Source organism: Singulisphaera photorubra (assembly GCF_045290345.1).
Taxonomy (GTDB): Bacteria; Planctomycetota; Planctomycetia; order Isosphaerales; family Isosphaeraceae; genus Singulisphaera.
In genome coordinates, this window is sequence record NZ_CP155447.1 from 1,664,926 (window position 1) to 1,690,059 (window position 25,134).

Annotated in this window: 26 protein-coding genes; 7 read left to right on the top strand and 19 right to left on the bottom strand. The window is 62.3% G+C overall.

Translation table 11 applies throughout. The annotated features are described in order from the left end of the window. Positions 1–159 precede the first annotated feature (159 nt). On the top strand, positions 160–1,242 hold the full coding sequence (locus V5E97_RS06380; RefSeq protein ID WP_406698476.1) for a hypothetical protein: 1,083 nt from the start codon (positions 160–162) through the stop codon (positions 1,240–1,242). 170 nt (positions 1,243–1,412) lie between these two features. On the opposite strand, the gene V5E97_RS06385 is transcribed toward V5E97_RS06380, so the two are convergent. The 5 genes from V5E97_RS06385 to V5E97_RS06405 all read right to left on the bottom strand — a co-directional run bounded on the left by V5E97_RS06385 (position 1,413) and on the right by V5E97_RS06405 (position 5,086). Beyond that, positions 1,413–1,841 carry a hypothetical protein gene (locus V5E97_RS06385; RefSeq protein ID WP_406698478.1) on the bottom strand — a complete coding sequence of 143 codons (429 nt, stop codon included), beginning with the start codon at positions 1,839–1,841 and terminating at the stop codon, positions 1,413–1,415. 485 nt (positions 1,842–2,326) lie between these two features. After that, positions 2,327–2,641, bottom strand: coding sequence for a hypothetical protein (locus V5E97_RS06390; protein WP_406698479.1), 315 nt, complete (start codon positions 2,639–2,641; stop codon positions 2,327–2,329). A gap of 238 nt (positions 2,642–2,879) precedes the next feature. Further along, positions 2,880–3,386 (bottom strand): NADAR family protein, encoded by a 507-nt coding sequence (locus V5E97_RS06395; protein WP_406698480.1) that lies wholly within the window; start codon positions 3,384–3,386, stop codon positions 2,880–2,882. 576 nt (positions 3,387–3,962) lie between these two features. Continuing rightward, positions 3,963–4,634, bottom strand: a complete 672-nt coding sequence (locus tag V5E97_RS06400) for a 3-keto-disaccharide hydrolase (protein WP_406698482.1) — start codon at positions 4,632–4,634, stop codon at positions 3,963–3,965. Between the two features lie 296 nt (positions 4,635–4,930). Further along, positions 4,931–5,086, bottom strand: coding sequence for a hypothetical protein (locus V5E97_RS06405; protein WP_406698483.1), 156 nt, complete (start codon positions 5,084–5,086; stop codon positions 4,931–4,933). Positions 5,087–5,227: 141 nt separating this feature from the next. Here V5E97_RS06405 and V5E97_RS06410 point away from each other — a divergent pair, with 141 nt between their 5' ends. After that, the gene (locus V5E97_RS06410) at positions 5,228–5,482 is read left to right on the top strand and encodes a hypothetical protein (RefSeq protein WP_406698484.1); all 255 of its coding nucleotides are present in this window, start codon (positions 5,228–5,230) and stop codon (positions 5,480–5,482) included. A gap of 67 nt (positions 5,483–5,549) precedes the next feature. On the opposite strand, the gene V5E97_RS06415 is transcribed toward V5E97_RS06410, so the two are convergent. From V5E97_RS06415 to V5E97_RS06435, 5 genes are all read right to left on the bottom strand, one after another. Continuing rightward, entirely contained in the window at positions 5,550–5,933 is a 384-nt protein-coding gene (locus V5E97_RS06415; protein WP_406698485.1) for a hypothetical protein, read from the bottom strand. A gap of 102 nt (positions 5,934–6,035) precedes the next feature. Beyond that, positions 6,036–7,490, bottom strand: coding sequence for an ankyrin repeat domain-containing protein (locus V5E97_RS06420; protein ID WP_406698486.1), 1,455 nt, complete (start codon positions 7,488–7,490; stop codon positions 6,036–6,038). A 305-nt stretch (positions 7,491–7,795) separates the two neighbouring features. After that, positions 7,796–8,455 carry a protein kinase domain-containing protein gene (locus V5E97_RS06425; protein ID WP_406698487.1) on the bottom strand — a complete coding sequence of 220 codons (660 nt, stop codon included), beginning with the start codon at positions 8,453–8,455 and terminating at the stop codon, positions 7,796–7,798. Positions 8,456–9,381: 926 nt separating this feature from the next. Then, the gene (gene dnaA / locus V5E97_RS06430; RefSeq protein WP_406698488.1) at positions 9,382–10,803 is read right to left on the bottom strand and encodes a chromosomal replication initiator protein DnaA; all 1,422 of its coding nucleotides are present in this window, start codon (positions 10,801–10,803) and stop codon (positions 9,382–9,384) included. 386 nt (positions 10,804–11,189) lie between these two features. After that, a complete protein-coding gene (locus tag V5E97_RS06435) occupies positions 11,190–11,516 on the bottom strand; it encodes an FmdB family zinc ribbon protein (RefSeq protein ID WP_406698489.1) in 327 nt (108 codons plus the stop codon). Positions 11,517–11,536: 20 nt separating this feature from the next. Between V5E97_RS06435 and V5E97_RS06440 the strand changes: the two genes are divergently transcribed. Then, a complete protein-coding gene (locus V5E97_RS06440; protein WP_406698490.1) occupies positions 11,537–12,241 on the top strand; it encodes an NAD(P)H-hydrate epimerase in 705 nt (234 codons plus the stop codon). A gap of 323 nt (positions 12,242–12,564) precedes the next feature. Here V5E97_RS06440 and V5E97_RS06445 read toward each other — a convergent pair whose 3' ends face one another. From V5E97_RS06445 to V5E97_RS06455, 3 genes are all read right to left on the bottom strand, one after another. Continuing rightward, positions 12,565–13,773 carry a S1C family serine protease gene (locus tag V5E97_RS06445; protein WP_406698491.1) on the bottom strand — a complete coding sequence of 403 codons (1,209 nt, stop codon included), beginning with the start codon at positions 13,771–13,773 and terminating at the stop codon, positions 12,565–12,567. A 345-nt stretch (positions 13,774–14,118) separates the two neighbouring features. Next, entirely contained in the window at positions 14,119–14,712 is a 594-nt protein-coding gene (locus tag V5E97_RS06450; protein WP_406698492.1) for a zf-HC2 domain-containing protein, read from the bottom strand. 1 nt (position 14,713) lies between these two features. Further along, positions 14,714–15,397, bottom strand: a complete 684-nt coding sequence (locus V5E97_RS06455) for an RNA polymerase sigma factor (RefSeq protein ID WP_406698493.1) — start codon at positions 15,395–15,397, stop codon at positions 14,714–14,716. Positions 15,398–15,498: 101 nt separating this feature from the next. Between V5E97_RS06455 and V5E97_RS06460 the strand changes: the two genes are divergently transcribed. Further along, entirely contained in the window at positions 15,499–16,449 is a 951-nt protein-coding gene (locus tag V5E97_RS06460) for a GNAT family N-acetyltransferase (protein WP_406698494.1), read from the top strand. Between the two features lie 25 nt (positions 16,450–16,474). On the opposite strand, the gene V5E97_RS06465 is transcribed toward V5E97_RS06460, so the two are convergent. After that, positions 16,475–16,909 carry a hypothetical protein gene (locus V5E97_RS06465; RefSeq protein ID WP_406698495.1) on the bottom strand — a complete coding sequence of 145 codons (435 nt, stop codon included), beginning with the start codon at positions 16,907–16,909 and terminating at the stop codon, positions 16,475–16,477. Further along, the gene (gene phoU / locus V5E97_RS06470) at positions 16,909–17,640 is read right to left on the bottom strand and encodes a phosphate signaling complex protein PhoU (protein WP_406698496.1); all 732 of its coding nucleotides are present in this window, start codon (positions 17,638–17,640) and stop codon (positions 16,909–16,911) included. The genes V5E97_RS06465 and phoU overlap by 1 nt, the downstream gene beginning before the upstream one ends. Before the next feature lie 462 nt (positions 17,641–18,102). Here phoU and rsmA point away from each other — a divergent pair, with 462 nt between their 5' ends. The 3 genes from rsmA to V5E97_RS06485 all read left to right on the top strand — a co-directional run bounded on the left by rsmA (position 18,103) and on the right by V5E97_RS06485 (position 21,812). Further along, on the top strand, positions 18,103–19,140 hold the full coding sequence (rsmA, locus tag V5E97_RS06475; RefSeq protein WP_406698497.1) for a 16S rRNA (adenine(1518)-N(6)/adenine(1519)-N(6))-dimethyltransferase RsmA: 1,038 nt from the start codon (positions 18,103–18,105) through the stop codon (positions 19,138–19,140). A gap of 319 nt (positions 19,141–19,459) precedes the next feature. Beyond that, positions 19,460–20,791, top strand: coding sequence for a PQQ-dependent sugar dehydrogenase (locus tag V5E97_RS06480; protein ID WP_406698498.1), 1,332 nt, complete (start codon positions 19,460–19,462; stop codon positions 20,789–20,791). A 7-nt stretch (positions 20,792–20,798) separates the two neighbouring features. Then, on the top strand, positions 20,799–21,812 hold the full coding sequence (locus V5E97_RS06485) for a DUF1559 family PulG-like putative transporter (RefSeq protein WP_406698499.1): 1,014 nt from the start codon (positions 20,799–20,801) through the stop codon (positions 21,810–21,812). A gap of 97 nt (positions 21,813–21,909) precedes the next feature. Here the strand turns inward: V5E97_RS06485 and V5E97_RS06490 are convergent, their stop codons facing one another. The 4 genes from V5E97_RS06490 to V5E97_RS06505 all read right to left on the bottom strand — a co-directional run bounded on the left by V5E97_RS06490 (position 21,910) and on the right by V5E97_RS06505 (position 25,100). Further along, positions 21,910–22,260, bottom strand: a complete 351-nt coding sequence (locus tag V5E97_RS06490) for a hypothetical protein (protein ID WP_406698500.1) — start codon at positions 22,258–22,260, stop codon at positions 21,910–21,912. 608 nt (positions 22,261–22,868) lie between these two features. After that, the gene (locus V5E97_RS06495; RefSeq protein WP_406698501.1) at positions 22,869–23,600 is read right to left on the bottom strand and encodes an MBL fold metallo-hydrolase; all 732 of its coding nucleotides are present in this window, start codon (positions 23,598–23,600) and stop codon (positions 22,869–22,871) included. Positions 23,601–23,855: 255 nt separating this feature from the next. After that, positions 23,856–24,350, bottom strand: coding sequence for a hypothetical protein (locus V5E97_RS06500; protein ID WP_406698502.1), 495 nt, complete (start codon positions 24,348–24,350; stop codon positions 23,856–23,858). A 201-nt stretch (positions 24,351–24,551) separates the two neighbouring features. Continuing rightward, on the bottom strand, positions 24,552–25,100 hold the full coding sequence (locus V5E97_RS06505) for a hypothetical protein (RefSeq protein WP_406698503.1): 549 nt from the start codon (positions 25,098–25,100) through the stop codon (positions 24,552–24,554). Positions 25,101–25,134: the final 34 nt, after the last annotated feature.

Below are 25,134 nucleotides of genomic sequence, written 5' to 3' on the forward strand. Positions count from 1 at the left end.
GACAATGAATTCAGTTCCGACAGCTAGGCGGTACTCTTCCTAAAATGCCTAGCTTGCCCTGCTGGGGTGCCTGGCTACATTCACACCTCATTCACACCTATTTTGACGATGAAATCCACATGGAGTTGAGCGCCCCTGGGGTCAATGAGAACGGGAGCAATGACGACCATGCTGGAGCGGTTCTGGGGAACCTATTTCGTCATCGTGCTCTCCCTCTCGGCCACCTCCGGCGCAAGGGCAGGTGGGGAAAGAATCAGCGTCGAGGTCAAGGCGACCAGCACGAGATTTCTCATCGGAGAGCCAGTGACGCTGGACTTGATCGTGCGGAACACCACCGCAATGGAATTGGTGACCTATGAGGTCTTGACCGCCGAGCTCGAAGCCCAGGGAGTGTTCATCGCCCAAGACGAGGGGGCATTCAAGCAATTTCTTCGCGGTGGCCTCGGATATGGCCTTGGGAATTGGATCACCCTCGGCCCGGGGAAGCGATTGCTGTATCGGCTGCGAGTGCTCTACACACCCCCACGGTCGAATACCGCGTTTACCGAGGAGGAGAAGTCGCGGTTCCTCCCGGGAGGGCTCGCATTCGACCGGTCGGAGAATTACCGGATCAAGGTCGTCTATCCACTTCGACTCAAGGGAGACGACCGTTCCGTACCGATCGACTCGAACGTTGTCGCAATCCGAGTCAGGGAACCCGAGGGGGCCGATGCACAGGTCTGGAGGCGGATCCGAGAGGATGACGTTCTCGCGTTCATCCAGACCGGCGACGTACCTATCGATCGTGAAATGATTGTCTCTACAGTCGTGGATCTGCTTGAAGCCTTCCCCAACTCTGGCTATCGACTCGCCCTCCGGCATGCCCTCCGCAGGTTTTATGGAGATTGGCCCCGCCTCCCGAAGGCGGAGTGGCAGCGCATCCGAAGCCTTCTGTCACTCTCGCCGGAGATTGACCGCTTCTTTCCGAACGACGAACGCCTTGATTCAAAGGTCGTCAACATCCCTAAGAGTACAACCATCGCTCGTGTCCTTGCATTTCTCTCGCGGCAATTCGGTGTTGGCATGGATACCACCGCCACGGTCGGACGACAACCCTTCAATGGCCCGGCGAACGTCTCCGATTTACGAGGTCTCATGCAAAGCATCGCACGCGATCTCAACGCGCGGTGGTTCCGAAGGGGGGATCGCTATGTCTTGTGGGACCGAGAGGAAATCATCCAGGATAGGACACCCGACCGGTGAGCGTGCGGTAACAGTGCATCAGTCGTTGGCCATGCACCGAAATAAGGTAAACCAGGATGCTTGAGTAAGCTGCCAAGACTCGCGGGCAGGGTTGCAAATTTTTGCTAAATTTCCCAGATTGCCCAATCGAAGTGCATGCCCACTGATAGGCGAGAATGACCTCAGGGTGCCTAAATGTAATATGACCGATGCTCCTCCAGCGCCCCCCTCACGTCGAACCCGTTGAAGTCGCCGGCTGCCTCGGCCTCTCGCAGATACTCGAATGCTTTAGTCGCCTCCTCGTCACTGCTACCGGACAGAAAGCCCTTGGTCTGCTCCAACCCGGCTCCACAGAGTATCTGGACGTCGATCCCGCAGAACGCGTCGAAGTTGTGCGACTTTGCCTGCCAGATGCGAAGCGAATCCTCGACCATTCCGAGTGAAAACAGCTGGACGCAAAGAAGCCGCATCAGGGATTCATTGCATAAATCATTGTCGAGTCGCATCTCTTCTTCGAGGGTGCGGATGATCTCCGGGCGATCGGAGAGCCTCGCTGGCAACCCGAACCGAGCCAGTGCAGCTTCCTCTTTATCCTCGCCCTCGAATTCCTCGTCGGTCATTTGAGCCCTTTCCCAAGACGGTCCTTACCAGGCATTCGATTATCGCATCCGCTCTCGCCCTCCGCGAGTGGTTGGCCGTTACGATCGGGCGACCGACGTCCACAGACCGAGCGAACAGCGAGTCCAGGGCAGCCCAGCCATCGCCCATACCACCGTCATCCGGCCTTGTCGCCAACCAGCAAATCCAACATCGTGAACTTGTATGAGCTGGAAAGAAATTGATGTTCATCAATATTGCTGTCATTTAGGCGGCATGAAATATTGCGTCCTGACACACAAGAAATGCTTTAATCGGATTGCATAGCCCGAAGCGATAATTGCGAATGTCGTCAATGGTTTGACGGAAACCAAGACGATTAGGTGATGGTTGTGATAATTTCTCTTTTCGCAACCATGCGCTTCGCTGGGCCAACATCGGTCGTTGCGACGAGCAAAACGGGGAGCCGGGACAAGGCATGCAGTCGTGGTGTGTCAGTCATCAGCGATCAGGCGAGCCAGCGATACCACCTGCGAATCAGGGAGAAGATCACAACAATCGTTGAAATGACCGCTGCATGGACGGCGATCGTCAACATCAGGACACGGACGAAGGTGACGAACCGCTCCGTAATCGTCATGACCTGCCCGCGCATCTTGGCTAGCCACACCGCTTCGGTCACCCATAGCAAACCCGGGAGAGAAATACCGATCGCCCATAGGCCAAGCATGATGTCAGCTCGAAAGAAGAGCAGGTAGGTCGCCGCGGCTGCCACGACGACCATCATTCCTCGAATCGTAAACCGCACGCTTGGCGATTCCATCCGGGGCCTCCCGTGAATACGGGCGATTCTCAAGGTGTCTTCACTCATCAGTCATCAACTTGGCCATCGACCCCGCCAGGTCCCGGCGGTTCCGGTCATACCGTATCGTCGTTATCGGGTCGGAGTGCCGGGCGAAGTCCTGAGCCGCTAGGACCTGCCACAGAAGTGCCTGGCGACTCTTGCCGCACTCCAGGATCACCGCATAGTCGGCGGGCGTTGTGAGCCGGAATAATCGGGCTTACAAGCTTGGCTCAGAGGACCTCAACTCCTCCCGCACCTGCATGAGGATCTGCCCCAGCCGGTTTTTACCGCTGCCGTCCCCTCCGTCGCCCCAATAAGCGTCGTTCACGGTGTGTTCGACGATCTTCGACCCGCCGGTTCCCAGGAGGACCTGCCGGAGGTCGGCATGCTGGGTGAATTTGGCGAGAACCGCCTCGTGCATGATCGAGTCCTTGGCCGACTCCCAGTCCTTGCGGAGCGGCCGCTTGCGGCTCCGGCCCATCCGGGCAGCGATCATTGGCGACTTTGCTTGACGGACCTCCTCTTCGTCGGGCGTGCCGATGAACTTCCGGGCCTGGAAATAATGCTCGCTGGTCGGCCAGGTCTTGCCGTCCAGCCGGATCGGATGGTGCGAGAAGTTCGAGAAACAGCCGTACGCCTCGGAGACCGAGTAGAAGTCGATGGTGTCCAACTTGTCACCGCCTTCGCTTCCGGGGTGAATGGTTGCCGCCGGGGAATTGAGCATGCCGGTTTTCCGGCGCACGCTGCTTTCAGACAAAACATTGGAAAACGAGGTTCGTTCCACGGGCTGATCTCCCGAGGAAGGCCAATCGAGCGCCACCTCGCCGGTGAAGAAGTCCCCGATAACGAATCCATCCCCTCCAGTCATCGAGGGCCGAATTCGCAAAGGTATCGGCTCGCCCGGGGTGTTTCCGGCCTCGAACGTGGGTAGGCTTCAATTGCGGAGCAGGGCGGGCTGTCTGGCCACCGGTTCGTTCGTGCGAAGTTGAGGTGAGGGGGAAGTCGCGTCAGAGGCCGGCGCCAGTCGGATCGCAATGAAGGGCTTGATTAAGGGCATTCTGTCTGGAGGTGCAACGGGATATTGTTGATTCTTGATGCGGTTTATGTAGGTCGGATAAGATTGCCCCGACCCACTCCGCTGTGAGAATTTATGCAATATCCCGTATTGCCCAAATCATGGCAATATTGGCGAATCTTTTCTTCTTGTAGTGAGCAATCCGCCATCTGTTCTGTACAAGTCTTCGTCCGCGAACGGCCCGTAGTTATCTTCCCAGCATTCGCGACGGTCACCAATGCGTCGTCACTTGGGAGTGAGCGGCCTGACCGAAACTTCTTTGAAGAACACCGTCGAGTCCTTGTCGTGGTTTTGCAGGCCGATGTACCCTTTCTCCGGCCTCGGCCCCCGCGCGGGGTCACCCTCGCCGTTCTGTTCCTTGGCCTGCGGCTTCAATTCGCCGGCATCGAATTCAGCGACCGGCGTGCCGTTGATCGCGGTAGTCACACGGTTTCCCTTCAGCGTGATCTCGAGCGTATTCCATTCGAGCGGCTTGCCGGGCTGGGTCTTGGCATCGGCGAAGGTGTAGATCGAACCCGTGCCGCGAGCCGACTTACCGCCGTCGGCGATCTGCACCTCGAAACCATGATGGACGGCATACCAGGGATCGCTTGGCTTGTCCGCGATCCGGATGTAGACACCCGAATTCGACCGCAAGGTCCCGGTCTTGTAGATGACACGGATGACGCAGTCGCCCAGCTTCTCGCGTGAGTACCAGAGCAGTCCCATCCCGCCCTCGGTACGGAGCTGCCCATCCTCGACCACGAACCGTCCTGGCCCGACATGCTCCCATCCGCTGAGGCTTTTGCCATCGAACAGGGGCTTCCACTCGGACGGTGAATCTGCGAAGACGGGCATGCTGAAGGCAAGCGTCAAGGACAGGAGGGCGGCGGCGTTCCATACTCGGCGAATCATCATGGGAGCCTCGCTTCATCGGGTCAGGAAGGAACCGGCCCGAGATTAACGCGCGGGGCTGGGACGATCAATGTTCCGGCCACCTGGGAGAGTTGTGTGGTTGCGGGCTGGACGCTCGGCTCCGACTCGACTCAATCCTCGTTTTCGTCAGCGCGCGATCTGGCGGATGGACATGCCATCGCGTCGGGCGCAGCGAATCGCACCGTAATCGTCCACCGTAAGCACATCCTGACCTCCGCGAAGGACTGGGTGTCGCGAAAGACACCAGCCTAAGAGGAGGTGGCTACGGTAGGTCCCTTTTATTCGCTCATTTCCAGCGGCATCTGATCCTCGCCCATGATTATCATGACTACCGCCTTCAATGCCAAGTCTGCGGAGAATACGATCGGTCGGGCGATGACAAGGGCCTCAATGTCCTGAGCTTCGAGCGATTCAAGTAGGGCGGCGTGCGGCATGAGCAACCCGCCTACGCCGACCTCGACCTGGAGGGGTTCAGGGAGTCGGAACGTCCCAACTCGTAGAACTCCGATCTGACGATTTTCCGAGACCTCCTGCTGGCTATCGAGTCCGTCCCTCCCGAGACGACCGGTCCACGGTTGCAGGCGATGCTGGGCGGGCTCTTCCCGTCGAACAAGGCCGAGCGGGACATCCTGCTCAATATACTCGACTTTTGCGGTATCCTGCGGACGTCCGGCCACCCCGGCTACTCCGCTCGTTTCGTCCCGATGGGCGAGCGCCAGATCCCACCGCACTGGAACGTGGAGATGGCGTACCCGACCTGCTGGTGGAGGGGGCGAGACGGCCTCAACCGGGATATCGTGCAGGCATACTTCCCCGGCCTCGACCTGTGAGGCTCCACGTTTGCGAGGATCCCTCGGACCATCGGGGATGAAGGAACGAGCTTCAAGGAGTTATTGCCTATCCAGCATCAGAGGGGGGATCGTTCGACAAGCCGAGTAATTGCCTACCGAATTCCATCCCGCTCTGCGTGAGTTCCCAGACTCCTCGTTGGGTGCCTTTGAGCATGTGTTTCTCTCGGTCTTTCAACTGCTGCACCGCCACGAGCATCGTGTAGTCCCACATATTCCTGCCCTTATCACTGCGGTGCTCGCCGTCGATGAGGATCTTCCGCTCCTTCTCGGTAACACCAAGCTCGGCTGCTACGATGTCGTAGATAATTCGGTCAGGACCTTCCTTGGTACTCTGTCCGACGTGGGCTTGGCCGCCCATACGGCAAATCTCACGGACGATGATCGGCTTGAGCAGAGACGGAGCACGCAGGATCGTCTTGTCAGCGGGCATGATCCGGAAGACCCTCATAACGGGTTCGCATCGATTGTGAAGAGGGTGTCACCAGGTCGGTAGCAGCGAGAAGGCTGAGAACATCGGTGCAGATACGACTCGCTAACCAGGAACTAACAACCTGATGGTGTCTATGTCACCGGACTCGACCGCACAGTGAAGGGGCGTTTTTCCTTCCGAGTTCTTCAGACGCATGTCCGCTCCCCCTTCGAGAAGCAGCATTACGATCTCGGAGTTTCCCGCCGCCGCTGCGAAGTGAAGCGGAGTGTTCTGGGTATTCGGCTCGCATTCGTCAATAGATGCATCTTCGTTAATAAGAATTTCCAGGAGTCCACTATGGCTGTTTCTTGCAGCGTGATGCAAGCATGTTAGTCCGTTGATGTCTTTGCTGTTCTTGTCAAGCCGTAGGGTTTGCAATAAAAAAAGGACCATGCCCGTCCCTCCCTGCTCAGACGCAGTATGAAGCAACGAGCGTTGACTCCTTAGGATGTCTTTCGAGAACGATGCCAGGCCGTCGAAGGAATACCAATGCCCCTGCCACCTGGCGAGGGCCTCGGCCACCTCGACCGGCAATGACGCAAGACCGTCGAGGTTAAGCTCATATCCTCTCCATCCGACCAGGACCTCGGCGACCTCGACAGGCAATGACATCAAACCGCCGAGGGAAAGTTGGCGGCATTTCCATCTGGCGAGGGCCTCGGCCACCTCGACCGACAGCAACCTCACCCCGCCGAGGGAAAGTCCATGGCCTTGCCACCTGGCGAGGGCCTCGGTCACCTCGACCGGCAATGAGGTAAGACCGTCGAGGTTAAGAGAACCAGCGTCCCAGCGGCATTTCCACCTGGCGAGGGCCTCGGCCACTTCGACCGACAGCGACCTTACCCCGCCGAGGGAGAGATAACTTCCGCCTTCCCACCTGGCGAGGGCCTCGGCCACCTCGACCGACAGCGTAATCAAGCCATTTAGTGAAAGTTTACCTCGTCCTCGCCACCTGGCGAGAGTTTCGGCGGATTCAACCGTGAGAGATGTGAGGCCGTCGAGGGTAAGACTGTGGCCTTCCCATCCAGCGAGGGCTTGGGCTACCTCAAGCGGTAGCGTCCTCAGACCCCCGAGGGAAAGGCTATGGCGGCCACCCCACCTGGCGAGGGCCTCGGCCATCTCGACCGGTAGCGTCGTCAGTCCATCAAGGGCGAGTTCGTCACCTTGCCACCTGGCGAGGGCCTCGGCCACCTCAAGCGACAGCGACCTCAGGCTCCCGAGAGAAAGGCTATTAACAACACCGCTATCCTTCCATCTGGCGAGGGCCTCGGCAGACTCGACCGATAGCGTTATTAGGCCGTTGAGCGAAAGGCTGCGGTTTCTCGCAGTGGGTTTCCACCCGGCGAGGGCCTGGGCTACCTCAAGCGGCAGCGTCGTCAGGCCACTGAGGGAAAGGTGGCCGCCGCTTGCCCACCCGGCGAGGGCCTGGGCGGACTCTGCCGACAACGACGTCAGGCCGTCGAGGGAAAGTCTGCCGAGATGGCCCCCTCCCTCCCACCCGGCGATGACCTCGGCCACCTCCGTCGGCAAGGACGTCAGGCTACCGATAGAAAGGCTACTGCTCGTCCAGCAATTGACTGTTGCAGCAAGGGTAGCGTGGAGGGATGGGAAATGATCCGGCTTGTCGTAAGCATCTCGAATCTGCCGAGCCAACTCCGCAGCATCTCGGGTTCGGTGCTCTCTGGATGGTTCTAGGCATCCTTCGAGCAATTCTATGTGGCGTTGTGTCAGCCCTCGGTCCCTTAGTTCATCCCGCTTCTGATCCCATGCTCGGCCGATCGGCGGCCCGTTCCCCACATGCCCTGTGAGAAGCTCGTACCACATCACCCCGAGGGCGAACACATCATCCGACTCGTGTGCTGGCAGACCCATGTTCTGCTGGGGAGACGCATAGGCATAGGTCCGGAACCCATTAAACATGGCCCCAATTGACTGGCTCCCGCTGTGGCTCCCCTGCCGTACCGGGAATGTGCCCCGATGCCGAAATCCATGACCTTCAAGTTTGCCAGCCGCATGTCGGGACGGACGCCCAGGTCATTGAAGACCGAAAGCTCCTGACAATTCGTGACCAAGACATTCTGAGGTTTGATGTCTCGGTGGACGATCGGCCTCGGCTGCGTGTGCGAGAACGCAAGGATATCAGCCAGCTTCAGGATGACCGTGGCGGCGTGGTCCGGCGTGAGCGCCCCGGTCCCGTTCTCCTTACATCGCTCTTCCAAAAACTTAGAAAGATCGACCCCATCGACGTACTCGTATTGCAGAAACGGGATGGGGTTGTCGAGGTATTCCGCCTCCAATTTGACGATCCCGGCGTGCTCCAGCTTCCGTACGAGCCGAAGTTCGTTGTGAAGGGTCAGGATGCTGGCCGGTTCAAGCGGGTCTTTGCAGAACTTGAAAACGACCGTGTGCCCCAGGCGGGGGTTATGGGCTTTCCAGACCTCGCCGAAGCCGCTTGTGCCATCATCTAACCTCTGGGTGAGCACATAAGCTGATCCAGGGATTGGTCGGTATCCTTCCTGAAGTTCCGATGGATCGGACGAGCCCCGATCATTTCCGGAACCGAATGGAAAATCCGACACATCGAACTCGGAGGAAGGGCTGTCGGACGCCTCGTCGCTGCCCCCCATAGAATCACCCCGCTCATCATTAATGGCGACAAATTCCGAGTCAGGACCGTGGGCCAGAATTTAGACGAGGCAGTCCGCTTCTATCTCGGCACAACGTCGCCGAGGGTCGGAGTAAAGAAGATGATCCGGGAGGGCAATCGGGGAGTCAAGAAGGACGAATCCTGCGTGCTGTGACCGGACATACCGAAAGTCGGCTAAAATTGCCGGAAGAGAAACGACGAATCGTTCGGCCTTCCAGGTTGCCCCTCCTCCTGGATCGACCGAGGACATCTCGGACTCTTACATCCGTTCGATCCTCTGGGTAGCATCAATATGCTCGCAGTTTCGCTTGGCCGTCTCGATGGCCCAGGGTGGCAATCAGACCCAGCACGAAGGTGAGAGGTCGATGGCCACGCGTCTAAAGAAGGCAAGGTAGAAGATATGAGCAATTCATTTAAGCCGGCGACTAGACGCCCATCTTTACTAAGCTGCATTGATTGCGTCACTGAAGTGCCCGGCGACTCTTGCACTTGCGCACTCTGGGCGGAGGGGGATACGGCCGGGCCGGCCGTGCGACTGATTACACCGGGTCGGTGATGATTCACTACGGAATCGAACGGGCCGGAAATCTCTCGAGATACTCGCCGCAGTCGCGGATTATTGCTGATTTTATCTTCTATGAATCCGGAGACACCATCAAAGACAGGAAACCTCGGTGTTTTCTGATTTCTTTGCGCCAACGCAAACGGGGAGCGGAAAGCTCCCCGTTTGCCAGGCTTTGCGTCAATGGTCGAGCTCGTTGCTCAAGTGCCGAGGGTACGTTCCAGCGCAGCCAGGATATCACTGACGGTCTCGAAGCCGGCGAGCAAGGCGCTTCGCTCTTCATCGCGGAGCCAGCCGAGGACTTTCTTCTCGGCCGAGATCACCGTCGAGTGGTTTCGGCCGCCGAAGTAGCGGCCGATCTCGCTGTAGGCGGCACCGGTGTGCTTGCGGGCGAGGTACATCGCCATCATTCGGGGGTAGCTCAAGGCCCGGATCCGGCTGACGGACTTGAGGGTTTCGGAGTCGACCTCGAAGAGCTGGCAGACGGCACGCTCGACGTCGCGAAGGCCGACTGCCGCCGCGGTGTGTCGGATCGTGTCCCGCAGCGCGGTCTTGGCCAGGGCCAGGTCGAGTCGCTTACCGGTTAAGACCGCGTGGGCGATCAGGCTATGGAGCGCCCCTTCCAGTTCTCGGACGCTGGAACGAAGGTGCTCGGCGATGTAGGCGATGACGGCGTTCGGCACGTCGACCCCGCGGGCCAGCGCCTTGGCCTTGAGGATCGCGGCTCGTGTGTCGAGCGCGGGGGCGTCGAGCTTGACGACCATTCCACCGAGGAACCGCGTGGCCAACTCGTCGGTCAGCCTGGCGATCCGCCGGGGATGCTGGTCGGCCGCCACGATGATCGGCACCCCTTCGGCGATCAGGGCGTTGAAGGTGTGGAGGAATTCGTCCTGCGTGGCTCGTTTCGCGGCCAGAAAGTGGACGTCATCAATGATCAGAGCGTCGGCGCGGCGGTAACGGGAGCGGAACGAACCCAGGTTCCCGGCCCGCATCGCATCAAGGAATCCGTTGGTGAAGGCCTCGGCCGTCCCCTGGACCAGCTTCATCCCCGGGTTGCGGGCCCGAAGGGCATGTCCAATCCCCTCGAGCAGGTGAGTCTTGCCAAGGCCCACCCCGGCGTGGATGACCAGCGGGTTGAATGACGCCCCGGACGTTTGCACCATCTCGATCGCCGCAGCCTGCGCCAGGCGGTTGCATGGGCCGGTCACGAAATCCTCGAGCCGCCGGGGCGGTCGTGCCTGGTTTCGCGGTCGCTCCCGCTCGCCTTGGGGGGGCGCCTGAGGCTCGGGGGCGAGAGGAACCGTGCCCCCATGCTTGCGGCGGTCGTCGGCCGGCTTCGGCTCGATCAGGTTTCCGACCCGCGGCTCAGCCTCGTCGGCCACCTGGAAGGTCAGCCGCAAGGTACGGCCCGTGACCGCCTCGGCCGCCTCGATCAGGTTGGTCGCAAAATGGCCCTGGATCCACTCACGGAAGAAGGCGTTGGGAACACCCACCTCAAGCGCATCATCCGCCACACCCAGGCGAACGCCCTCGCCAAACCAGAGCCCGAACCGCCCCTCGCCGAGCCGTTCGGCCACTGCCGTTCGCAACGTCGACTCAATGTCTCCGTGGTGTCCCACCATGGCCGGTCACCTCTCCTTGACTTCCCCACCCCTGACATCATCTCGTGCGGCTGGCGAGGGTGACTCCCCACAGAAAGAAGGGCCCCGGCTCAAGCAAAAAAGCGATCCCGAACCAGCAATCAACGAGGCGCACTCCCAGCCACTAGGGATATGCCCTCTGACTCAGAGCTTGTCAAAGCGGCCCGACAGGGTTAGACGACGAATTTGAGGGGGATGAGAGGAATGTAGAGATTGGGTGGTTGGGCGGCGGCGGAAGGCGAGGGGGGAGGCCGCGAAGAAAGGGGCGTGGATTGGCAGGGCTCGACCTGAGGACGAGCCCTTCTGCCAGGGGCGGGTGCGCTTGGTTTGCGGTCGGGGCGAGGAGGATGGGGTGGTCGGTGGTCAGGTCAGTCGGCTGAGCACATCCCCGAGCCGCAAGGGCCGGACCCGCAACCAAAGCTAGGGCTCGGTCCGCAAACTGGGAGTGAGGATCCGGCGCGCCCGCCTGTCTGTGCGGAGGCGGGAACGCTGAATTGCTTGTGCAGGTCGATTCCACCACACTGGGGGCAATGCGGAGTGTCGCCCTGGCCACGGATCAAGGTTTCGAAGGTGTGGTCGCACGGCTCGCAGCGATATTCGTGAATTGGCATATTCGGGGGCTCCGGTGGTCTGGCGGCGGGTATCGCCCCATTGTGAAAGTTGGGGCTGCCGGTTGTCAATGTTGCTGGTCTCATGGCTTGGGGGAGGTGGATCGATGGCCATACGCCCGTTGACGCGCGAGGAAGTCCGGGGGCTCGACGCTCGGGCCGTCCAGGAGTTAGGCCTGCCGACGTTGGTGTTGATGGAGAACGCCGGCCGTGGCGCGGCCGCCTGGCTTCGGGGCCAAGACGTGGGCCGCGCGACGCGGGTCCTGATCGTCTGCGGGCCGGGCAACAACGGCGGCGATGGCGGTGTGGTTGCCCGTCACCTTGACGCTTGCGGCGTCCCCGTCAGAGTCCTCTGGTTCGCGCAGGCCGGCCAACTTCGGGGGGATGCCGCCGTGCAGCAGGACATCTTGGCCCGCGCCGGTCTCGAGCAAACGTACTGGGAAAGTGACGATGCGGACGAGGACGAGGCTGTGCGGCTCGACTCCACGATCGCCGAGGCCGACTGGATCGTCGACGGCTTGCTGGGCACCGGTCTGACGAGGCCCGTCGAAGGGACGCTCGCAGCCGCCATCACGGCGATGAATCGTTCGGGCAAGCCGATCCTCGCCTTGGACCTTCCCTCGGGGCTCGATGCTGATAGCGGCCAGGCCCTTGGGGTGGCCGTTCGGGCGCGAGCGACTGCCACCTTCGTTGCCCCCAAGCTGGGATTCTCGGCCCCTGGTGCCAGCGACTTCACCGGGAAAGTGTTCGTCGTCGAGATCGGCGTTCCCCGCTGTCTCCTCAAGCCGTTCGAAGCCAGCGAGGGGGCTTGATCGGTCTTTGGAGGAGAGGCAGGATAGTTGTCCCACGAGACGTAAAGCCTCGCCAAACCCGTATTGATCAGCGGCCAGAATCCGATTTTTCCCGTGGAGTGGGCACGGCCCGCCATCCTTATCTCCTTGCCAATGCGGAGGTTAAGATGGTGGGCCGTGCCCACCCTACGAGATATGTTAGGCTGACGAGGATGCCATGGCCACTCGCGTTGACGTAGGGAGAAGCGGGTTCGGCGAACCATTTCCCAGCAAGCATTCCGGAAGTCTTGGGCTGGCTTTCTTTTGCCAAGAATTGTGGCTTGGGGGCGGCCTGTTGATGCGGGTCAGGGGCGTGACTCGGACCGTCTCTCTTGCTTTTCCAGGTCGCGCAGCCGGCGTTCGAGGAGTTCGATTTGTTCGTTGACCTTGCGGGGGCGGGGCGACGGGAGGTCGTCTTCCTTGGCTGAGCTGGGCGGGGGGTCGGGGATGAGTGGCGGGCGGCTGGAAGTCCGGATGGTCAGGAGGTCGCGGCGGGAACCGCGGAGGTATTCGAGGGTGGTCTCGCTATTGGCGAGGGTGCGGTCGAGGCGATCGGTCAGGTCGCTGGGGGACTTGATCGCGAAGCCGTCGAAAGCCATGACCCGGTCTCCGGGCTTGAGGCCGGCACGCGCGGCGGGGGAGTCGGAGACGACACCGTCGAGGATGGCTCCTGATGGGTTGTCGACGGGGTCGAGGTTGAGTCTGACGCCGAGGTAGGCGCGATCGACACGGCGACGGGTCGCGAGCTGTTTGGCGATCCAGAGGGCGTCGTGGGCCGGGATCGCGAAGCCCAGGTCGTGATCGAAGGTGCGGCCTTCGCCCTCGCTGTCGGGTGTGGCCAGGCCGCTTCGGATCAGGCCCAGCCACTCGCCGCGGAGGTTGGCCACCAGGGCACCGCTGTCGCCGGGGTGGAGTGAGGCGTCGAGCTGGATCAGGCCGCCGAGCGGCCTCGGGCCGACGTCCACGCGGCGGTCGAGCCCCGCGACCTGTCCTCGGATTACGGAATGGCCCAGGCCGAATGGGTTGCCGATGATGAGGACCTGGCTCCCCAGCCTCGGTGCCCGCGACGCCGGGCGGACCGGCTTCGCGACGGAGGGGTCGATTCGGAGCAGGGTCAGGCCGGTCTCCGCGTCGGCGGCCACCCAGCGCGCGGGGTGGCGACCTCCCGACGCGTCACGCGCCAGGATCGGTGAGGTCGACTTGGGCGGGTCGATCCGGATCGAGAGCACGTCGCCCCGGTCGTTGACCACCACGCCGGTCGCCACCCGGCGTTCGCCCGACGGCGCGTCGGCCACGGCATACTCCAGCGCGACGGCGGAATCGCGGAGCTTGGCGATCGACTCGGCGACCGTGCGTTCGATCGCTTCCAGGAGCGTCGTGCCTTCCGGTTCACGTTCGATTCCACCCGAGGCGGGCTTCGTCGTCGAAGACGATGAGGCTGGCACGGGGGGGCCGCACGACGAAAGGATCGCCGGGAGCGTGCACAAGATGACGATCCAATGGTTGCGGAGCATGAAGCGAATCTTCTCACTTCCGCGGGTCGGAGGCAAACCCCTCGGTCGAATCAACCAGGAGGGTGAGGAACAGGCGAGGGCGGACTTCCCTTGTCTTGAGGCCGAGGAAAGGGGGGCTGAGGCAACCCCACTCATCTCGGTCTCATCCCAAAAGAGAGAGAAAATTCCCTCCTCTGGTCATTCTTGGCCTGTTCCGTCGCGTCGGGAGTCGATGAGGGACGTCGATCATCAGTTTTGGAGGGTGGGCACGACCCACCATGGCCTCCGCCGAGAGGTCATGGTGGGTCGTGTCCACCCTTCAAGATGAAACGCCCTGACGTCACTGACTTTGTGGTGATTGGTCAGTCAGTAGGTGGCCTGTTTGCCTTCGCGCGTCTCGTTGCCCGTGGGCATCGTATGGTCGAGGTCGTAACCAAAGCGCGTCGCGGGGACGATCTCGGTGGAGGCCGTCACTTCGCCCTGGGACTTGACCACATCGTCGGTCGCAGCCAGGGTTTCAACGGGCGTCACCGGCTCGGGTTTCGAGATCATCGCCGAGATCGGTTGGGTGTTGCTGGCGATGCGATCCCGCGCGTCGGTCACCTGGTTGCGGGCGCTGAGGGCGATCACCGCGGTGATCAGGCCGAAGCTCAGGCCAAAGGCCGGCCAAAGCCCCCACTGGCGAGGCCAGGAAAATAGGGGAGTTTGGGCAGGCAGTCGCGAATGGCGGATCTGCCGGGCCAAATCGGGCCAGAGGGAAGGGGCATCGGACGGCACAAGGGGCTGGGCCGCCACCATGTGCAAGACCTGGAGTGACTGGTCCAGCGAGCGGCGATGCTCCCGACACTTCAGGCAGCCGATCAAGTGGCGTTCAACCCGTCGTAAGTCGTTGCCACGAAGTTCGTCACCGGTCAGGAGGGGTAGGCGATCTCGCACCCATTGACATTGAAAATTACCCATGTTAAATGGTCTCCCGTCGCGTCAGCTCCTGTCGGCGTTCCCAGTGTTCGCGGAACGCGTCGCGGGCTTTGGCCAACCGCCACCGCACCGTGGCTTCGCGGCGACCGACAATGGCCGCCACCTCTGCGGACGAAAAGCCTTCGAGATCCCGAAGCACCAGGATTGTGCGATAGGGGACCGGAATCTTTTCCAGGATAAATTGCACTTCCTGGGCCAGTTCGGCCTGGATGCGGGGGTCGGGGTCGGGCAACTCGAAGGCCCAGGCACCGTCCCCATGGGGATGATCGATCGACGCGGCCGTCGGGGCCTCACGTCGGCGGAGTTGGTCGAGGCAGAGGTTCACGCCGATCCGGAACAGCCAGGGGCCGAACCGTCGCGCTGTGTCGAACCGGTCGAGTCGGCTATAAACCTTCCAGAACGTTTCCTGGGCGAGGTCGCGGGCCAACTCTTCGTCGTGGACGAGCCGCGTCAGGACGCGGATCAGTTTCCGTTCGTAGCGGGCCACGAGGGCCGCGAAGGCGTTGTCGTCTCCGCCACGGACCTGCTCGACGAGCCAGGCATCGCCTCGCTCGTCGGCCCGGACGTGGCTCGCCGCCTCCGTTGCCGGAGGTAGCGGAGTCCCGGCACCGCGGACCGCGGTTTCCGGATCTTCAGACTGGGAACGGAATTCAGCCGACTTCCACATCGCGTGACCTCCCGCCTTTCGATTATCATACGGACGGCAGTCGGCGCCGCGTTGGACATTTTTCCCGAAAGGCCCGTCTTGCTTCGGATTCCGGAACGGCCATGCCGGGCTTGACCCCTCTCGTTCAACCCTGCCCGCCGGGTGACCGCGAGGCGGCCTTGGAGGTTCTTTATCGCCGGGTTCCCGCCTCGTTGCGGCCGCGTCTGATCGCCAATGCGCTGGCGGAGTCGGCAATGGGGGTGATCGACCTCGCCGGACTCTGGGTCGTCTGGCGGCATGGCCGAATCGTGGGGGCGATGCTCACGCAGCCGCTGGCGGGACGAGCGGCAGCGGTCTGGGCGCCCGAGGTCGACCCGTCGTGGCGGCGGTCCGCCTACGCGATCGCCCTGGTCCGCGCGGCCCTGGACGACCTTCGGACCCGAGGGTTTCGGATCGTGCAGGCCTTGCTCGATGAGTCGGCCCCGCAGCAAGGGGCGGCGGACCTGGAAGGGGGGGGCATGCCCCATGTCACCGACCTGGTCTACCTCGAGCGCGCGACATCCCCCCCTTTGGAAGTCCCGGCCGACCTTCCCGCCATCGAGTGGCAGGGATACGGACCCGCGGTCGAGGCTGAATTTCGCCAAGTGCTCCAGGCTACGTATATTGACAGCCTCGACATGCCCGAGCTCGAGGGGATTCGTTCACTCGATGACATTCTGGCCAGCCACCGCGCGGCGGGTCGGTTCGTCGCCGATCGCTGGCGGATGGGGCGGCTCGTGGGCGAACCCGAGGCCGGGGCGGTCCTGCTCCTGTCCGAGCTCCCCGAACGCGACGCCTGGGAGGTTGCCTACCTCGGCCTGACCCCCGCGGCCCGCGGCCGTGGCCTGGGCCGCGCCATGCTCGCGCGGGCGATTGCGATGGCGGCGGAGCACGTCCCCCGTCTCGAACTGGCCGTCGACGTGCGCAATCGCCCGGCCAGTCAGCTCTATATCGGCTCGGGCTTTCTCCCCTTCGATCGCCGTGCCGTCCACCTGGCGTCGCTGGCTCCTCACGAGCCGCCGCCCACGCCTTGAGTGAGGCCGTTTGCTTGTCTCGGGATCAAGGACTCGTGTGGCTCTGAGTCGGCCCCGGCCCCAGCGGTTGATCCGCGAACAACGACCGTGGCTGATCCGCCGAGCCTGGTCGGGCGTTCGCCTCCGGCCTTGGGCTTGGGCCGCGAAACGACTTGGCCAGCTCCTCCAGGTCGCCTGGGAGTGGGGCGGCCTGGACGCTCTGGCTGGCTTCGATGTTGGGTGCTCCCGAGGGACGCTCTCCTTCCACCGAGGAAAGGACCCAGCGCAACCCGCCGACGAGGATCGCGCTGGCCAGGACCATGGAGGCCCCGAGCCACTTGGCGGCCGTCACGACGTTGCCTTCCATTTGCTGCGTGTCCTCCATGACGAATTCTCGATGAGACCGGCCGAAGCGAAGCGAGCCATCGACGGGCCGTCGCGGGGTTCGGCCCGATCGAAAGAGGTCGGCGAATCGTCTCATCAGGTGGCGAGGTCGTTCTCGTCGAGGTGACGGATGATGTCCCCTTCCTTGAGGTAAACGACCGCCTCGGCGATGTTGGTGGCGTGGTCGGCAATACGCTCGAGGTTTCGCGAGGTGTTGATCAGGCGGAGCCAGGTGTTGAGCCGGTCGGGGTCGCGGCGGATCTCGTCCTTGAGCACTTTCAGGACGACCCGATAGTGGCGATCGATGTCACCGTCGCCGGTGATGACGGTACGGGCGAGCTTGGCGTCGGATTTGGTCAGGGCGTCGAGGCTGTCGCGGACCTGCGACAGAGTCGCCATCGCCATCGCTTCCATCTCTTGCGGAATCGGGAACGCGGCCGGGTCGGAGGCCAGCTTCTTGACCCGCTTGGCGATGTTCCGCGCCAGGTTGCTGATCCGCTCGAGTTCGCCGTTGACCTTGAGCACCGAGGCCACCCGCCGCAGGTCGGACGCGACCGGCTGGTGGAGTGCCAGGACCTTCAGGCAGTCCCGCTCGATCTGGACCTCGCGGCGATCGACGTCCCGTTCTTCGCTTCGGACCAGGGCGGCCAGGTCGGTGCGGCCGTCGCAAAGAGCGCGCACGCTCTGGTTCAGCGCATCCTCCACCACGGCCGCCAACTTGAGGATCCCTCCCCAGAGGCCCTCGAGGTCCCTGACAAAATGCCGGCCGACGGTCATTCGCTCACCGTCCCAGCTCGACCCGGACGATGCCCCGCTCTCAAGTTGCATCAAGTTCTCCCTTCTCCGGTGCTCCGCCCCTCCGTGCCTTCTCGAGCACACCGCCCTCAGCTCTCCAAGGGCATTTCGCAACGGAGATCCTCGGCATTGATATTCGAAAGCTTAAGCCCGATCGTCTTGAGGAACAATACCGCACCAGGAAGATCAAGAGGGGGGCCTGGACCCTGGCATCGCCCCCTGGCCATCGCGATCCACTCCGTTCTCTTTGTCGTCTCGTGGGATCGGGCAAACGGGAGGAGAATCGGGGCCGGAGCCCGACTGGAGAATGATCGGATTTGAAGGATTCCCGGTGGCGAGCATTCTCAGGTCTCAATCGACCCTGAAGGAAGCAACTGTGGGGATTTGACATGGCGAGGGGGGATGACGGATGCTGGGAGAGATTCCCGATGGTGGAGCGGGCGCTGACGCTCTGCCTGATTCCTGAACTCTTCCTCGATTCCAAGAGCTGCTTGCATGTCGTCCCGCCGCCAGACCCAGTCCTATCTTCGAAACCTGTTTGCGCGGCGAGGGGTTGCCCCGCAGCACCGATACGGTCAGAACTTTCTGATCGACTTGAATATCCACGAGTTGATCGTCAACGCGGCGGAGGTGGGGCCGGACGACGTGATTCTTGAGATCGGCCCGGGGGCAGGGGCCTTGACCGCCCTGATGGCCGAGCGGGGAGCGGCCGTTGTGGCCGTCGAGATTGACCCGGCGATGGCCCGGCTGACGACCGAGGCGGTCGAGGGGCGGCTCAACGTTCGGGTCCTGAACGTGGATGCCCTGGCGAACAAGCACACGATGAATTCCGAGGTGCTCGACAACGTTCGCGCGGGGCTGGCCGTGGCGCCGGAGAAACGGCTCAAACTGGTGGCCAACCTCCCCTATAACGTTGCGACCCCGCTGATCAGCAACCTGCTCGTTCATCCCGAGCTTTGCCCCACCTTGATGGTGGTGACGATCCAGCTGGAACTGGCCCAGCGGATTTGCGCCGGCCCCGAAGAGAAAGAGTACTCCGCGCTTTCCGTCCTGGTTCAGTCTCTGGCCGAGGTCTCGATTGTGCGGACCTTGGCGCCGACGGTCTTCTGGCCGCGTCCCAAGGTGGAATCGGCCGTGATCTCGATCCGGCCCGACCCCGCCAAGCGGGCTCTGGTGCACAACCTCGCCTGGTTCCATCTCGTCATCCGCCAGATTTTTCTCCACCGACGCAAGAACCTTCGCCGCGTTCTCTACAGTCTCTGGCGCGACCGCTGGACGAAGCCCGAGGTGGATGCCTTTCTCGAAGGCCTTGGCCTGACCGGCCTGGTTCGCGCCGAGGCGATGAACGTCGAGGAACTCCTGACGCTCGCTCAGAAACTCGGCGAGCTCTTCAACGTCAATAACGTGGGAGCGCTCCCGGAAACGTCTGAGTCTGATGCGGAGACTGAAGACGTTGAGGAAGCCGCTGATGAAGAACCTGATGACGACGCTGAAGACCTGGATTCGGACGATCCATCCTCCGAGGCTTTGTAGGGTGGACCTGGCGGCCCACCCGGTCGTACCTGTGCCGACGTCCGCGCCCTTCTTCCCCCGCGACCTCGAGACCACCCCGTGGGCTGAGGGCGCGGGGCCGGGATGTGCTTTGGAGCCTTTTTGAGCCGGTTCACGCGTGCTCATTCCGCTTCTGAATCCGACCAAGCATGCCGAGCGAACCTCGGCATTTTTGATTTGGCCGTGTGACTATTCTTCGGGGCTCACCAGGGTAAGATGATTCGGATTGCGATCTGGCGAGGCTTGCCAGACGGACGTGCTTCGGTGGCGATCGAACGGCCCGCATCCAAGGATTGACCCGATGAGCCAGCGGATTTGTCCCACTCTTCTCACCGCCGCCTTGCTCGCGGCCGGTGCCAGCGGCCTACTGCGAAGTACCAGCGCGGCCGACGCGCCGAAGCCTGGCGACACTTTGACCGGCAAGGATGCCCTCGGCGACTGGACGACCGATGCGCCCGGGGTTCGCCGCAAGATCACCGTTGCTGACTTGGCGACGCCGTATGACACCCCGTCGGCGAGGAACAATCCCAAGGTCGTCAAGCGGCCCCAAGGGGCCTGGCCCAAGGCTCCAGCCGGCTTCGAGGTGACCGAGTTCGCCACCGGTCTGAACAATCCGCGAGTGATCGCACGCGCCCCCAACGGTGACCTGTTCGTCGCGGAGAGCCGGGCGAATCGCGTCCGTATCCTTCGCGACGCCGACGGTGACGGCAAGCCTGAGCTGAGCCAGGTCTTTGCCGACGGCCTGGCCCGCCCGTTCGGGATCGCCTTTTATCCCCTCGGGGCGGATCCCCAGTACGTCTATGTCGGCAACACGGACTCGGTCGTTCGCTTCCCCTACCAGAACGGCGATACGAAGGCACGAGGCGACGCCGAGACGATCGTCAAGGACATCCCGAGCGGGAACGAGCAGGTTGGGGGCGGCGGTCACTGGACCCGAGACCTGGAGTTCTCCCCCGACGGCAAGACGCTCTACGTCTCGGTCGGTTCCCGCTCCAACGTCAACGATGATAAGAGCGAGACGCGCCGGGCCGATATCCTCGCATTTGACCCCGACGGCAAGAATGAACGGATCTACGCCTCGGGAATCCGCAACCCCGTCGGACTGGCCACCCACCCCAAGACCGGTCAGCTCTGGACCTCGGTCAATGAGCGCGATGGGCTCGGGGACAACCTCGTGCCTGATTACATCACGCACGTCGAGCCCGGCGGCTTCTACGGCTGGCCCTGGTACTACATCGGCGCCCACCAGGATCCCAGACACCAGGGAAAGCATCCTGAACTGAAGAACAAGACGATCGTCCCCGACGTCTTGCTCCAGTCGCACTCAGCCTCGCTCGACCTCGCCTTCTACAACGGGGAGCAGTTTCCGAACGAGTACCGGAATGATGCGTTCGCAAGTGAGCACGGTTCATGGAACCGAAGCCGCCGCACTGGTTACAAAGTCATTCGCGTGCCGATGAAAGAGGGGCAGGCAACCGGCGAATACGAAGACTTTCTGGTCGGATTCGTCACCGAGGATGGCGACGTCTGGGGCCGTCCGGTGGGTGTGGCCGTGGCCAAAGACGGCGCCCTCATGGTGACCGACGACGGCTCGGGCACGGTCTGGCGAGTCGCCTATACCGGCAAGAAATGAGGCTGTGTTGAATCTGTCTGTGTGCCGCCGCGCCTACACACTGATTGAATTGCTCGTGGTGATCAGCATCATCAGCGTGCTGATTGCCCTGCTGCTGCCCGCGGTGCAGTCTGCCCGCGAGGCGGCGCGGCGTGCCGGTTGTGCCAACAACCTTCGGCAGCTCGGTCTGGCGATGCACAACTACCACGCGGCGGTCGGCAGCTTCCCGGTCGGCTTCCTCTACCCGACCGGGCCAATCCCGACGACGACCTCGGTTTTGCAGTATCGCTGGTCCACGCTCGCGCAGATGGCACCTCAGCTCGAGCAGACGAGCCTTTACAATGCCTTGAACTTCGACTTTCCGCTGGCCTACCGGCCCTCCGGGGGGGGCTCGGCCTTCTGGCCGTTCTACCCGACCAACACCACGGCGATGAGGACGCATGTCGCGATCTTCGTCTGTCCGAGCGATGGCGCCCCCGCGCCGGCCGATGACTCCGGACCGACGAACTATGTCTTCTGCACCGGAGACGGCTCGAACGGCGGCGAAGCCACCGGCGCGAATGGTGCCTTCGTCCTGGGGCCGGCCCGTTCGGTCGCCCACTGCACGGACGGCACCAGCGGCACCGCCGCGGTCTCCGAGCAACTCCTTGGCATCGCCGGCCCCTACACGCAGACGTTCGCATCCCCCGCGCCCCAGCCGACGACTCGAGCCTTCGCCCGCGCGGCGGCCGGCCCCTTGACCGAGGCCGCCTGCGAGGCCTCGGCTCCGGGTTGGCTCCTCAACAAAGGGGCGTCTTGGTGGGACGGCAACTACCTCAACACGCTCTACAACCACCGATCACCTCCCAACGCCCCACGCCCGGACTGCGTCACGTACCACAATCCAGGGTGGAAGGCGGCACGCAGCCTCCACCCTGGCGGGGTCAACCTGCTGTTTTGCGATGGTCACATGGCGTTCATCAAAAACACGGTCGACTCGAACATCTGGCGAGGAATCGCCAGTTGCGCCGGGGGTGAGATCGTCTCGTCTGACGGGTACTGAAGGTCCGGCTGGGTGGCTGTCCGGTTGCCCTCTCTGTTATCAAGAGCACCTTACGCCGCCGGCCCCCATCCGCTTCTACCTGAACTGGCAAATGGGGTCAGTCATGGAAATCGATCAACCCGCCCTCTTTTATGATAAAGCGAGAATTCACCTCAAACATTCCGTTCGTCAGATACCCGAAAGTTCCTTTTAGCTGTGTTCCGTCCGCAAGTACGCCACTGACGTCGTAGTATCCGTCGCCCCAGATGATGCCGAATTCCGAAGCGGCCTGCTCGCCAATCGGGATGTCCTTGAACGTGACCACAGAATTCGTTCCATCGACGATGATCTGTAATCTGGAAATTCTCTGGCCGGAGTGATTTACGACGGTGAGGCGGTTCTGGAGGGCGCGGTAACACGAGATGGCGCCTCCCATGGTCGAGCCGAGGATAACAACCGCAATCATCATGTGTTTGATTGTAAGCCGAATTCTGGGCATCCACCTCTCCCGAGAAGCATTCACCGGTTATGGCTGCGGCGGATCGGGCGGGACGGGGAGCCACGGTCGCTCGGCCGCTCGCTTGTATCTGACGGACATTGTGTAGTGCCAGAGTTCCGTGCGCGCCCTGCTCCCGGACACGGTCTTCAGATCTCGATCCACGACGGACGGTGTGCCGAGGAAATCGCCCTCCGGGGTGATCGCGCCGGAAATGACCAGGGACAGTCGGCTTCGATGGCTCTCGCTTAGCGAGTGAAATCGCCTGGCTCGCCGCGATATCCACTGGTGCGACCCCAGCAGCATTCCCGCGACGGCGATGGCGACCAGAATCCATCGCACGCTGCACCGGAAACGCGGCATGGGCGGGCTCCAACACGTGGCGAGATTGATCGTGCCAGGTTCCGCGGGGGATTCGCGAGCTCCTCTGTCGAGGAGAACGCTTGGGTGGAATTCAAGACTTTTAAGAAAAAGCATATTGATTGATTTTGTGGAGATCGATGTGCTTTTCGAGTCCTCCGCTTTGCTCTCTTGAACTGCCTGGCCACCGGCCCGCTCTGGACCATGGCGCACTCAGACGCTCAGGCTGCGTGGGTCGTTGCTTGGCTAGCGAGGGTGGGTTGCCATTTCTTGCGGAAGCGCGTTGAGGCCCCCTTCTTGATCGGTTTCCCGTGTCCGAAGCAGGCCAACTCGAACTCAAGTGCCGCGAGTTTCGCCAGGCTCCGCTGCCCATCGGCCAGGTCCTCGTACAGAGGACTCATCGCCAGGCCGAACACATTTGCGGCGGCATCGGCCGCGATGAGCACCCCACCATGCTTGGGCCAGAGGAAGGCCAGTTGCCCCGCACAGTGACCAGGGACGTGGATCGCTTGCAGGCCTCCGGCAATTGGAAGCGTTTCTCCGTCACCCACCTCGTGCTCGACCTCCGTCGCTTCGACTTCCGTCGGTGCGGAGGGGACCAGGAACCGGCAGACGAGCGCGTTGAGCAGTCCTGGTGCCGGCTTGAGCGGGCGCAGGGCCTTGCCGGCTCGGACCATCTCGGCATCCAGCGGGTGCATCGTGACCTTCGCACCCGTCCGTCGCTTCAACTCGGCCACGCTGCCCGCATGGTCGCTATGGCAATGCGTCAGAAGCAGATGGCGCACGTCGGCCGGTTCTCGACCGATCTCCTTGATGGCCTCGAGAAGTTTCTCCGCGCTTCCCGCAATCCCCGTGTCGATTATCGCCAAGCCGTCGGGCGACTCGAGGATGAACGCGTTCACGAAGCCGAGCGACACTTCCCAAAGTCCCGGAACAATTGCCGTTGCAACCATATTGTTTTTCTCATGCATTGGGTGATGGAAGTTTGATCCGACAGTCGCGTTCTGTCCGCCATATTATCCAGAAACGACCCGGATCGCCCCTCCCATCTCGGGGAGCATGTCAGGCCGAGGTCGCGCCGGATTCGCTGGTGGTTGGCCACCGCTTTTCGTGTACTCAAAGTCCTGCCCGCCTATATCCGCCCAAAGGGTGACCGGCAGAACGAGCCCAACGTGTTTGATGGTCGCTTGTCCGGGGCGGAAGCACGCTTATTTGAGTTCGTCCTGCCCGAGCCGAGAGCCATAGAGGCGAATCGCGAGTTCGAGCCCTTTCGCGAGTTCGGCGACCCTGGCCAATTGGGGCGAGAGATCGTCTCCGGTGTCGGGGCAGAACAGATCGATGTGCCACCGGAGCGTTTCGCCGAGTTGGGTCTGTTCGCCGTGCTCGGGGGGGAGCGCGAATGGTCGGATCTGGAGGAATTCTCCTCCCCGGGCGCGATCTCGGACGAACCAGGCGATGAACTCCAGCGAGCGCCAGGCGGTCGCGGAGGGCTCGAGTTGGAACTCGAACTGGATGAGCGCCTCGTTCGTCAGGCCTCCGTTGGTGCGTCTGAGTGCCCCATGCGGGAGATGTGCCTGGTCGGGGAGCCGAAGGTCGTCACCAGTGATTCCTTGGAGGTCGTCAATGCCACTACAGACACTGTGAACGCCAGGTAACTGGGCGATTGCCTGGTGCATTCGCTCAATTTCCGGGGGATAATCCATCGGTACGCCTTCCTCAATGCCTGTTTGCGGTTACCGGAACACTGGGGGCCGTCGGCCTGTGGGCCGGCCGACTGGGGTTATACCAGACAGGGCCAAGCATCGCGCCTGCTTGTGCTTCTTGGGCCGAACTCTCGTCGCGGAATGCGTGATTGTCGTCGAAGAAACCGGGCCTTGGGACTTCCTCGGGCGAGCGAGGGGAGGTTAGCGTGTGGGTTGGCGGCGGAGATCGACTGGGGGGCGGGGAGGGAGCCACTTGGGACGCGAGTGTCGTGCCTCGAGGATCGGTCCGGCCTGGTTCGCCAGTTCGTTCCACAGGCCGGCGAGTTCGTCACGGGCCGTCTCGGGGTGAGCGCGGGCGCGGGCGACTCGCGCGCCGACGTCGTCGCGGAGCCCTTTCATTTGCGCCAGGTCGAGGAGGTTGGCGGCGGTCAGTGTGACGAGGGCTTCGTGAGTCTCGGCCACGGCTTCTCGCCAGGCCCTGGGATTGACCTCGGGGGGAACAACCTCGGCCAGAGGGTCAATCGCGGGGGCAACCTGCGTTGCGCCAAAGTCCGCGCGACGGCGATAACCGGCCCGCCAGACGCGGAAGACAGCTTGGAGCGTTCCCCAGAGGAGGATCAGGATCAGGCTGGCCACGATCACGAACCGGCGTCCCGAGTGCGTCGGGGCCTCCCCTGGCCCCGCGGCGAACTCGTCGATCCTGAGCCGGGGAACCGGCCGGCGGCCCACTTGGTCGTCACGCTCTGTCACGAACGGTGCCTCTTCCGAGATTCCCTTCAACGTT

Coding starts and splice junctions, on each gene's coding strand:
- V5E97_RS06390 (WP_406698479.1), bottom strand. CDS start 2,641: ATGGAATCGCCAAGCGTGCGGTTTACGATTCGAGGAATGATGGTCGTC.
- V5E97_RS06455 (WP_406698493.1), bottom strand. CDS start 15,397: ATGTGGAAGTCGGCTGAATTCCGTTCCCAGTCTGAAGATCCGGAAACC.
- V5E97_RS06395 (WP_406698480.1), bottom strand. CDS start 3,386: ATGCTCAATTCCCCGGCGGCAACCATTCACCCCGGAAGCGAAGGCGGT.
- V5E97_RS06385 (WP_406698478.1), bottom strand. CDS start 1,841: ATGACCGACGAGGAATTCGAGGGCGAGGATAAAGAGGAAGCTGCACTG.
- V5E97_RS06380 (WP_406698476.1), top strand. CDS start 160: ATGACGACCATGCTGGAGCGGTTCTGGGGAACCTATTTCGTCATCGTG.
- V5E97_RS06400 (WP_406698482.1), bottom strand. CDS start 4,634: ATGATGATTCGCCGAGTATGGAACGCCGCCGCCCTCCTGTCCTTGACG.
- phoU (WP_406698496.1), bottom strand. CDS start 17,640: ATGCAACTTGAGAGCGGGGCATCGTCCGGGTCGAGCTGGGACGGTGAG.
- V5E97_RS06500 (WP_406698502.1), bottom strand. CDS start 24,350: ATGGATTATCCCCCGGAAATTGAGCGAATGCACCAGGCAATCGCCCAG.
- rsmA (WP_406698497.1), top strand. CDS start 18,103: ATGTCGTCCCGCCGCCAGACCCAGTCCTATCTTCGAAACCTGTTTGCG.
- V5E97_RS06490 (WP_406698500.1), bottom strand. CDS start 22,260: ATGATGATTGCGGTTGTTATCCTCGGCTCGACCATGGGAGGCGCCATC.
- V5E97_RS06405 (WP_406698483.1), bottom strand. CDS start 5,086: ATGCCGCACGCCGCCCTACTTGAATCGCTCGAAGCTCAGGACATTGAG.
- V5E97_RS06415 (WP_406698485.1), bottom strand. CDS start 5,933: ATGCCCGCTGACAAGACGATCCTGCGTGCTCCGTCTCTGCTCAAGCCG.
- V5E97_RS06435 (WP_406698489.1), bottom strand. CDS start 11,516: ATGAGACCAGCAACATTGACAACCGGCAGCCCCAACTTTCACAATGGG.
- V5E97_RS06495 (WP_406698501.1), bottom strand. CDS start 23,600: ATGGTTGCAACGGCAATTGTTCCGGGACTTTGGGAAGTGTCGCTCGGC.
- V5E97_RS06460 (WP_406698494.1), top strand. CDS start 15,499: ATGCCGGGCTTGACCCCTCTCGTTCAACCCTGCCCGCCGGGTGACCGC.
- V5E97_RS06445 (WP_406698491.1), bottom strand. CDS start 13,773: ATGCTCCGCAACCATTGGATCGTCATCTTGTGCACGCTCCCGGCGATC.
- V5E97_RS06480 (WP_406698498.1), top strand. CDS start 19,460: ATGAGCCAGCGGATTTGTCCCACTCTTCTCACCGCCGCCTTGCTCGCG.
- dnaA (WP_406698488.1), bottom strand. CDS start 10,803: ATGGTGGGACACCACGGAGACATTGAGTCGACGTTGCGAACGGCAGTG.
- V5E97_RS06450 (WP_406698492.1), bottom strand. CDS start 14,712: ATGGGTAATTTTCAATGTCAATGGGTGCGAGATCGCCTACCCCTCCTG.
- V5E97_RS06465 (WP_406698495.1), bottom strand. CDS start 16,909: ATGAGACGATTCGCCGACCTCTTTCGATCGGGCCGAACCCCGCGACGG.
- V5E97_RS06440 (WP_406698490.1), top strand. CDS start 11,537: ATGGCCATACGCCCGTTGACGCGCGAGGAAGTCCGGGGGCTCGACGCT.